Below are 10,019 nucleotides of genomic sequence, written 5' to 3' on the forward strand. Positions count from 1 at the left end.
GGCGAACTATACCGCCCTGACCCACCCTCGTCAACACTTTGTGCGAAGAAATCTGCAGGTTTTGCCAAAATTCCATCCCGCTGCGCGCTAAGTCACTGAACGGTAATACTTTATGAAATTCGGGTTTCATGACTGTTTTGCTGCGGGTGCACAGCCAGCGGCGCACTGGCGTCCTTCCTGACGCTGACCCACGAGGGAAACTGGCGCAAAAAGCTGGTTTCGCCGCCGATACAGGCAGCAAAAAGCCCGGCTGGGCCGGGCTTGGTGACTTACATATATATGTTAAGCGTGTAATCAGCGCTGCTTCAGCTTGGCAAATGCCGCAGCCATGGCGGACTCGCCAGCAGGCTGTTGCGCACGACCCTGTGATGGGCGGTTACGCTGCTCACCAGTAGAACGGGCATTGTCAGCACGCCCGGCGCGGGTGCCAGCACCTACTTCGTCACTCAGGCGCATGGTGAGGGCAATACGTTTGCGCGCCACATCGACTTCCAGCACCTTGACCTTGACCACATCACCCGCCTTCACCACCTTGCGCGGGTCGTCGATGAATTTGCTGGACAGTGCGGAGATATGAACCAGCCCATCCTGATGCACGCCAATATCCACAAAGGCTCCAAAGTTGGCCACATTGGTGACCACCCCTTCCAGCACCATACCGGGTTGCAGATGTTTGATGTCCTCGACACCGTCCTGGAAGGTGGCGGTCTTGAACTCCGGACGCGGGTCGCGACCCGGCTTGTCCAGCTCCTTCAGGATGTCCATGACGGTGGGCAGGCCAAAACGTTCATCGGTGTAGTCAGTTGCCTTGACTGATTTGAGCGTCACCGAATCCCCCAGCAAAGACTTCACCTCGCGCCCTAGCCTGGCGACGATTTTTTCTACCACCGGGTAGGCTTCCGGGTGTACCGACGAGGCATCGAGCGGATTGTCGCCACCACTGATACGCAAGAAGCCGGCTGCTTGCTCGAATGTCTTGTCGCCCAGACGCGGCACTTTCAAGAGTTGCTTGCGGTTCTTGAATGCGCCGTTCTGATCGCGATAGGCCACGATATTGGCAGCCAAGGTAGCATTCAGGCCGGAGATGCGGGTCAGCAACGGAACAGACGCGGTATTCACGTCGACACCCACGGCATTCACGCAATCTTCCACTACAGCATCCAGCGCGCGCGCCAACTGGCTTTGGTTGACGTCATGCTGATACTGACCCACGCCGATGGATTTCGGATCGATCTTCACCAGTTCGGCCAGTGGGTCTTGCAGGCGGCGGGCAATGGAAACTGCACCGCGCAAACTGACATCCATATCGGGGAATTCCTTGGCTGCCAGCTCGGAAGCCGAATACACCGACGCACCAGCCTCGGACACCACGATCTTGGTCATGCCCAACTGCGGGTAAGCCTTGATCAGGTCCTGTGCCAGCTTGTCGGTTTCGCGACTGGCCGTGCCATTACCAATGGAAATCAGGTCAACATTGTGACGGGTACACAGTGCACCCAGAATGGCAATGGACTTGTCCCACTCGCGGCGTGGCTCGTGCGGATAGATGGCAGTGGTGTCCAGCACCTTGCCGGTACCATCCACTACAGCCACCTTCACGCCGGTACGCAAGCCCGGGTCCAGGCCCAAGGTGGCGCGCTGGCCGGCTGGTGCCGCCAGCAGCAGGTCGTGCAGATTATCGGCAAACACCTTGATGGCCTCGCCGTCTGCGGCTTCCTTCAGCTTGCCCATCAGCTCCAGTTCCAGCGACAGGAAGCTCTTGGCGCGCCAGCACAGACGGACACCATCCAGCAGCCATTTGTCGGCAGCGCGGCCCTTGTCTTGCACGCCGAAGCGCTGGGCGATCATCAATTCGTAAGCGGAACGCTCGGTAATCGGGGTTTCATCCGGCTGATACTTCAATGCCAGGCTGAGCACGCCTTCATTGCGACCGCGCAGCAAAGCCAGCGCACGATGGGATGGCGTGGCGCGAATGGCTTCGCGATGGTCGAAGTAGTCGGCAAACTTGGCACCTTCCTGCTCCTTGCCTGCCACCACGCTGGCAGCCAGCTCGCCTTCGTTCCACAGCTTTTCGCGCAGGCGACCCAGCAGCTCGGCATCTTCGGCAAACTGCTCGATCAGGATGGCACGCGCGCCATCCAGTGCAGCCTTGACATCAACCACACCAGCCTCGGCATTGAGATAGCCTTCTGCCAATGCTTCCGGCTGTTGCGTGGGATCGGCCAGCAGACTGTCAGCCAGCGGCTGCAAGCCGGCTTCACGGGCGATTTGTGCCTTGGTGCGACGTTTGGGCTTGTAGGGAAGGTAAAGGTCTTCGAGCGCTGTCTTGTTGTCGGCCGCGTAAAGCGCAGCAGTCAGTTCGGGGGGGAGCTTGTCCTGCTCGCGAATGCTGGCGAGGATGCTGTCGCGGCGATCGTCCAGCTCACGCAGATACACCAGCCGCTCGGCCAGCGTACGTAATTGGGTGTCATCCAGCCCGCCGGTGACTTCCTTGCGGTAGCGGGCAATAAAGGGAACGGTGGCACCACCGTCGATCAGTTCGATGGTGGCCGCCACCTGGTTCTCGCGAACGGCCAGTTCAGTAGCAAGACGGCTGGCTATGCTTTTCAACATCGGTTTTTATTCTTTCGTGCTGAACAAAAACCGCTACTGTACCGCCATTCAGTCCAAAATCAAGCAGCAACCGGCCGGGCCAGCCAGGCTTGTGCTTCTTCCACCGTGTCGAAATACTCCAGGTGGTTGTGCGACAGCAGGCCGGCAATGTGCGCGGCCAGCTTGATCCAAACATCACTCACCACCAGCGCGATACGGCCGAAGTCCTGCTCGTGCGCACGCACGAACTTGACCTCCTCTACTGCCATATCCAGGGTGAAGTCCACCAGCTCGGTCAGATCCAGCAGCACGTCCGGCTTGCCTTGTTCGGCAACGCGCTTGACCAGCGCATCTTCAAACAGCTTGAAATCTGCCAGCGAGAATTCATTGAACAGCGCCACATCCAGACCATAATCCTGTTCGCGGATAGAAATCATGCTGCATCTCCTAAAGTGTGAGTCCTGCCTGTTATTGTTGATGAAACCACGCCAGCTTCAATTGCGTGATCATGATTGCATTCTAGTGCGCCGCGGGGAAGTTTCTGCTGACAACCGTCAAGGAGTGACATGTTTTTGGCATGATTCAGCGCAGTGCTGCCAACATGCCAGCCCCAACGATCAAGCCCATGCCCAACAAGGCATCCGGCCCCAGTGCATCACCCCACAGCAAGACGCCCAGCAAGGCCGAGAACACCACGGTGAGATAGGCGAAACTGGCTACCAGGTATTTGCGCCCTTCCTTGTAAGCCATGGTCATGGCCAGCTGCCCCAACATGCCGCAGACGCCCACGCCGAGCAAGGCTGATATATTTCCGGCATGCACCGGTGAAAAACCGGGCCCGAGCAGCAGCCAAACCAGCCCGAACAAGCTGGCAATGGCGAAAAACCAGAACACCACCCGCCACGACGGCTCGCCCATTTGCCCCAGCTCCCGCACCTGGAACACGGCAAAACCGGCAGATACGCCAGATAACAGGCCCACCACGCCAGCCAGCCATTGATCCGAGCTGAAGGTAGGCCGCAGCAGCAGGACGATACCCAGGAAACCCAGCCCCAAGGCCAGCGCCGCCGGGCGCGACAGCTTGTCCTTGAGCTTGACCACGCAAATCAGCGAGAAAAACAGCGAGGAGGTGTAATTGAGTGTCACCGCAGTGGATAGCGGCAAATGGGTGAGCGCATAAAACAGCGCTGACATGGACAGATAGCCGACAAAGCTGCGCTTGATGTGCCCCAGCCAGTGCGGAGTGGACAGCGACAGTCCGCGCCAGCGGATGCCGGCACCGAGAATGACGGTGCCGATCAACGTACGCCAGAACAGCAGCTCGATGGAGTTGAAATGCTGCGCACCCGCCTTGACGAACACCCCCATCCAGGCAAAAAAGGCGGCAGCCACCACCATCCAGCCCGCACCCAGCTGCCCGCGGCGCAAACGCATGACAAAAGCCGCGCTCACGACCGGCTCCGATACGAAAGACAAGAAATACAAATCATGGTTTGCGGGTACTGTTGGCGGAAAGACAGATCAACTCCATCTGATGACGATAGGTTTTGAATTCCGATGCATTGGCTGCACAGCGTGCCTCCAGCAAATGCTTGCCCGGCGTGGGAAGAAAGACATGCAGATTATGCCGCACAATCCACAAACGCCCTGAAACGAAACGACCTTCGCGATATTCCGTCACCAGGCGCCCGGTATGGGCGTTGAGCCGGGCATACAAGGCTGCCTCGCGATCACCGTCCGCCTGTCGATAGCGGCGCTGCAAGCGCTCCGGACTGTCGGCGCGGGTGGCCTTGTACTCCTGCAGGGTCACTTCAATGGCGGCGCGCTCGCGCTGGTCCGCCTTGGGCGGAATCACCTTGATGACGCGCACGCCTTCCTGCACCACGCTGCGGACCTTCCAGCCGGGCGGCAAGGTGAAGTTGATCTTGCTGGCCGGGTCGGTATAAGCGCTGGCCAGCGCCTGAGCACTCAACAGGCCAAGACTGAGAATGAGTAAATGTTTTTGCCAGTGCATTGTCATCAAGACAAAGAAAAAGGCGCGGAAACCCGCGCCTTTGCCATTCTGCACTGAAACACCCGGCTTAGCCAGCCATGGCATCGCCCATCATGCGGCGGTAGAACTCGTGGAAGTGTTGCATGCCTTCCTCGGTGGGGTATTGATACGGCCCCACTTCGCTCTCGCCACGCAGCCACAGCGCACGACGGCCCTGGTGCATGCGATAGCAGATTTCGTCGTCTTCCTTGGCGGTTTCGAAGTAGGCGGCCTGCTCTGCCTCGACGAATTCCGGCTCGAAGTACACCACATCTTCCGGGTAGTAGAACTCGGTGATGACGGTGCATTTCTCCGGACCACGCGGAATCACCACACTAACCACCAGCACATGCGGATACCACTCCACCATGATGTTGGGGTAGTAGGTGAGCCAGATGGCGCCGAATTCGGGCTGACGGTCGGCAAAGCGGCGGCGCACTTCCTCGTGCCACTTGCCATACACGCGCGAACCGGAACGGGCCAGCTGGTTTTTCACGCCCACGGTCTGCACGTGATACTGCGCACCCCACTCCCACTTGAGCTCGGCGCAATCGACAAAATTGCCCAGGCCGGGATGGAAGGGATCGACGTGGTAGTCCTCGGAATAGACTTCGATGAAAGTCTTCCAGTTGAAGTCATACTCGGTGGTATGCGTCGAATGGAAGGCAAACTCGGAGAAATCCAGGTGTTTGGCCACACCAAGCTGCGCCAGATCGGCCGCGATGTCGCGACCGGCATCAAACAGCAAGCCGTTCCAGTTGGTCAGTTGCGTCTGATTCAGGTTCAGGCAAGGCGTTTGCGGGAAATGCGGCGCGCCCAGCAGCTTGCCTTCGGCGTCGTAAGTCCAGCCATGCAGATTGCACACCATGTGGTTGCCATTGCCGCGACCCTGATAAATCAGCGCCTGACGATGGCGGCAGACGTTGGAAATCAGCTTGATTTCACCGCCCACATTCTTGAGCATCTTGCCATGGCCCAGCCATTCCAGCGTGTGATAGTCGCCCTCATTGGGCACCATCAGCGCATGGCCGTAGTACTGCGGAGCAGTGGCAAACAGTTGTTTTTGCTCCAGCTCGTAATGAGCCGGATCAAAGTAGGTATAGATAGGCAGCTGAGCAGCAGATGCTTGCAGCATCTGCGAAGAAGCCAGATCAGACATTATTCCCACACCTCCGTGGAAGAAGATATAAGACCAGCCGAATCTCGCTAAACGAGTTTACGGAACCATCAAAACAATAATGAAAACAAGGGCCAAGCCCCTGCTTTTCGAGGCCGGGATTATGCCCCGCCCCGGAAGGGGGGGCAAGCTATTTTTAGCAGGAAGAAAGGCCACATCGACAAAATATCCGGCTTTTTCGCAGGCGTTGGCACATTTTCAGCAACAGCCATCATGTAAATCATTGCTTTAGCTCAAATTGTGCAAAGCAACATCAGCACTTGATGATGGGTATGCTATACTCGCCGCACGGTTGAACCGGCCCAAGTGCCAGGGACAAGCTGAAACGTGACAGCCGGTACCATTCGCTGCTTTTACCAACATCCACAGCCAGCGGGTGAAGGCAGAAACCAGCAGCGGCATAGCCGGCCGGATCATGTTGCAGCAAGGCGCGAGCGCAAGGTAAATCCCTTATTGCCGAGTGCCAGGGCGCACCGGATAATCGCCGCCCGGTTCATGCCGACCAAAGGAAAATCAAGAGGAGCCCGTCAGCTGCACCACCAGTCATCAGGCCGACACAGTCATAACCTTTAATATGGCCAATTTACCGGATTGATGCAGTGATTTTCCCCACGGACCCCTTTTTTGTCATTTACGATCCCAGTGCCTATGAAATCTAGCATTCTCGTTATCAACTGCGGCAGTTCCTCGCTGAAATTTGCCCTGATCGACACCGCCTCTCACCAAGCCATCCTGACCGGCCTGGCCGAGAAACTGGGCCTGGAACAAGGCCAGATCAGCTTCAAGCACGCCGGCCAGAAAGACAGCCAGACGCTGAGCGAAGCCAACCATGCTGCTGCCATGCATGCCATCATTGCCCGCCTGCGCGAGCTGGACTTGCTGGACAGCGTCAAGGCCGTTGGCCATCGCGTGGTACATGGTGGCGAGCATTTCAAGGCCTCCGCAGTCATCGACGACACCGTCATCGCCGAAATCGAGAAATGCGCCAAACTGGCACCGCTGCATAACCCGGCCCACCTGCTGGGCATCCGTACTGCCATGCAGCAATTCCCCGGCCTGCCGCAGGTTGCCGTATTCGACACCGCCTTCCATCAGAGCATGCCGCAGCAGGCCTACCTGTATGCCGTACCGATGCAGCTGTACCGCGAGCATGGCGTGCGCCGCTATGGCTTCCATGGCACCAGCTACCGCTTTGTCACTGGTGAAGCGGCTCGTTTGCTGAACAAACCGCTGGAAGAAACCGCCTTTGTCTGCGCCCACCTGGGTAATGGCGCATCCGCCGCAGCCATCAAGGGTGGCAAGAGCGTGGACACCACCATGGGCCTGACCCCGCTGGAAGGCCTGGTGATGGGCACCCGCTCCGGCGACATCGACCCGGGCATCTTTGGTTACCTGGCCTCCGAACTGGGCCTGGATGTCAACGGCGTGACCGACCTGCTGAACAAGAAATCCGGCCTGCTGGGCCTGTCCGAGCTGTCCAGCGACTGCCGCGAACTGGAAGACGCCGCCATGGCCGGCAAGCCCGAAGCCATCCTGGCACTGGATATTTTCAGCTACCGCCTGGCCAAGCACATTGCCGCCCTTACCGTGGCACTGGGCCGACTGGACGGCGTGCTGTTTACCGGCGGCATTGGCGAAAACTCGTCCTACCTGCGCGCCCGTGTCATCAAGCAGCTGGGCTTTCTGGGCCTGCAGCTGGATGAAGCAGCCAATGAAGAGTGCATTCGCGGCAAGGCTGGCCGCATCACCACTGCCGACTCCGTGCCTGCCCTGGTGATCAACACCGATGAAGAACTGATGATTGCCCTGGACACCGCCCAGCTGGCGGGCTTGTCTGTCTGAGGCAGCCCAAGAAAGAGTCCGAAGCATGCATACTTTTTTCCTGGCACCGACCGGCTTTGATGCCGGACTCACCTCGGTAGCGCTGGGCATGATCCGCGCGCTGGAGCAATCCGGCCTGCGCGTGGGTTTTGTCAAACCCATCGCCCAAGGGGCGGACAGCTCGCCAGAGCGCTCCACCCACTTTGCCCGCGCCATCTGCCACCTGAACCCGCCGGAACCATTGGCGATGGAACGGGTGGAACACCTGCTGTCGCAAGGTGAAATCGACCAGTTGATGGAAGAGGTGGTCTCGCTTTACCAGCAAGCCTCGCACAATGTAGACCTGATGATTGTGGAAGGCCTGGTACCGGACCAGAAACAGGTGTTCTCCACCTTCCTCAACACCAAGATTGCCCGCAACCTGCAAGCGCAAACCATTCTGGTGACCGCCGCCGACAAACTGGCCAGCCATGAAATTGCCGAGCAACTGGAGCTGAGCGTACAAGCCTTTGGCGCCCAGCCCGGCCATGTGGCAGGTTATATCCTGAACCGTCTGTCCAAGGAACAGAACGCCCAGCAACTGGCGATGGAAATCCAGGAAGCCGGCAACCTGCTGCACAAAAACCGCTTGCCGATGATTGGTGCCATTCCCAACGAGCCGGAGCTGCTGGCCCCGCGCACGCTGGACGTGGCCCACTACCTGCAAGCGCGTGTGCTGCACGCCGGGCAGATCAGCCGCCGCCGCGTGCGCAGCATGGCGGTGACCGCCCGCACCGTGCCCAATGTGGTTCATCTGCTCAAGCCCGGTGCGCTGATTGTCACCGCCGGCGATCGCGAAGACATCGTGCTGGGCACTTCCATGGCCGCCATGAACGGCGTGCCGCTGGCCGGCCTGCTGCTGACCTGCGACTCGCTGCCCGACCCGCGCATCCAGCAACTGTGCCACCAGGCCTTCACCAGCGGCCTGCCGGTGATGTCCACCACGCACAACACCTTCGAAACCGCCAGCTTCCTCAGCAATATGAGCCGCCAGGTACCGGCGGACGACCTGGAGCGCATGGAGAGGGTAATCGACTTCGTAGCCGAGCATCTGGATGCCGACAAGCTCAAGCGCAATGTCGGCGCGCCGCGCGAACACCGCATGCCGCCACCGGCCTTCCGCTACCAGCTGATGGAAAAGGCCCGCCGCGCCGGCAAGCGCATCGTGCTGCCGGAAGGCAACGAGCCGCGTACCGTCAAGGCTGCCGCCATCTGTCAGGAAAAGGGCATTGCCCATTGCGTGCTGATTGGCAACCGCGCCGAGATCGAACAGATTGCCGAAGCCCAGGGTGTCACCCTGCCCGCTTCGATCGAAATCCTCGATCCCAATGAAGTACGCGGCAACTACATCCAGCCCATGGTGGAACTGCGCAAGGGCAAAGGCCTGAACGCACCGATGGCCGAACAGCAGCTGGAAGACAATGTAGTGCTGGGCACCATGATGCTGGCACTGGGCGAAGTGGACGGCCTGGTATCGGGCGCGGTACACACCACCGCCAACACCATCCGCCCTGCCCTGCAGCTGATCAAGACCTCCCCGGAAGCCAAGCTGGTTTCCAGCGTGTTCTTCATGCTGATGCCGGAACAGGTGCTGGTTTATGGTGACTGTGCGGTGAACCCGGACCCGACCGCGGAAGACCTGGCCGACATCGCCATCCAGTCCGCCGACTCCGCCGCCGCCTTTGGCATTCCGCCGCGCGTCGCGATGATTTCCTACTCCACCGGCAGCTCCGGCAGCGGTTCGGACGTGGAAAAAGTCCGCGAAGCCACCCGCATCGCCAAGGAAAAGCGCCCGGACCTGGAAATCGACGGCCCGATGCAATACGACGCCGCCAGCGTAGAGTCGGTCGGCCGCCAGAAAGCCCCGGACAGCACCGTGGCCGGCCGCGCCACCGTGTTTGTGTTCCCGGACCTCAACACCGGCAACACCACTTACAAGGCGGTGCAGCGCTCGGCAGGTGTGGTCAGCGTCGGCCCCATGCTGCAAGGCCTGCGCAAACCGGTGAACGACCTGTCGCGCGGCGCGCTGGTGGACGATATTGTCTACACCATCGCCCTGACGGCCATTCAGGCGGACAAGCGCTAAGCAAGCACCGCTTGCAAAAGCCGGTGCCCAGCAAGGACATGCTTGCTGGGCACCGGCTTTTTTCATTTTTGCATGATCACCAGGCCAATACAGGTCCTGTCTCTTATACACATCTGACGCTGCCGACGAACAGTAAGATGGGGGGTGGGGGGTGGGGGGGGGGGGGGGGGGGGGGGGGGGGGGGGGGGGGGGGGGGGGGGGGGGGGGGGGGGGGGGGGGGGGGGGGGGGGGGGGGGGGGGGGGGGGGGGGGGGGGGGGGGGGGGGGGGGGGG

Annotated in this window: 7 protein-coding genes; 2 read left to right on the forward strand and 5 right to left on the reverse strand. The window is 59.9% G+C overall.

All coding sequences use genetic code 11. From position 1 onward, the window contains the following. Nucleotides 1-294: 294 nt before the first annotated feature. The 5 genes from JHD62_RS20315 to JHD62_RS20335 all read right to left on the reverse strand — a co-directional run bounded on the left by JHD62_RS20315 (nucleotide 295) and on the right by JHD62_RS20335 (nucleotide 5,783). Nucleotides 295-2,613 (reverse strand): Tex family protein, encoded by a 2,319-nt coding sequence (locus JHD62_RS20315; protein WP_199104409.1) that lies wholly within the window; start codon nucleotides 2,611-2,613, stop codon nucleotides 295-297. A 59-nt stretch (nucleotides 2,614-2,672) separates the two neighbouring features. Then, a complete protein-coding gene (locus tag JHD62_RS20320; protein ID WP_045847976.1) occupies nucleotides 2,673-3,029 on the reverse strand; it encodes an STAS/SEC14 domain-containing protein in 357 nt (118 codons plus the stop codon). A 145-nt stretch (nucleotides 3,030-3,174) separates the two neighbouring features. After that, a complete protein-coding gene (locus JHD62_RS20325; protein ID WP_370541102.1) occupies nucleotides 3,175-4,044 on the reverse strand; it encodes a DMT family transporter in 870 nt (289 codons plus the stop codon). A 34-nt stretch (nucleotides 4,045-4,078) separates the two neighbouring features. Beyond that, nucleotides 4,079-4,660 (reverse strand): hypothetical protein, encoded by a 582-nt coding sequence (locus JHD62_RS20330; protein ID WP_370541103.1) that lies wholly within the window; start codon nucleotides 4,658-4,660, stop codon nucleotides 4,079-4,081. 13 nt (nucleotides 4,661-4,673) lie between these two features. Next, nucleotides 4,674-5,783: an aromatic ring-hydroxylating dioxygenase subunit alpha gene (locus tag JHD62_RS20335; RefSeq protein WP_199104410.1), complete on the reverse strand. Its 1,110-nt coding sequence runs from the start codon at nucleotides 5,781-5,783 to the stop codon at nucleotides 4,674-4,676. Nucleotides 5,784-6,449: 666 nt separating this feature from the next. On the opposite strand from JHD62_RS20335, the gene JHD62_RS20340 reads away from it, so the two are divergent. Continuing rightward, a complete protein-coding gene (locus JHD62_RS20340; RefSeq protein WP_199104411.1) occupies nucleotides 6,450-7,643 on the forward strand; it encodes an acetate/propionate family kinase in 1,194 nt (397 codons plus the stop codon). A gap of 25 nt (nucleotides 7,644-7,668) precedes the next feature. After that, entirely contained in the window at nucleotides 7,669-9,747 is a 2,079-nt protein-coding gene (gene pta / locus JHD62_RS20345; protein WP_199104412.1) for a phosphate acetyltransferase, read from the forward strand. Nucleotides 9,748-10,019 lie beyond the last annotated feature (272 nt).

It is taken from the genome of Aquitalea sp. ASV11, assembly GCF_016429185.1.
In the GTDB taxonomy this organism is placed as follows: Bacteria; Pseudomonadota; Gammaproteobacteria; order Burkholderiales; family Chromobacteriaceae; genus Aquitalea; species Aquitalea pelogenes.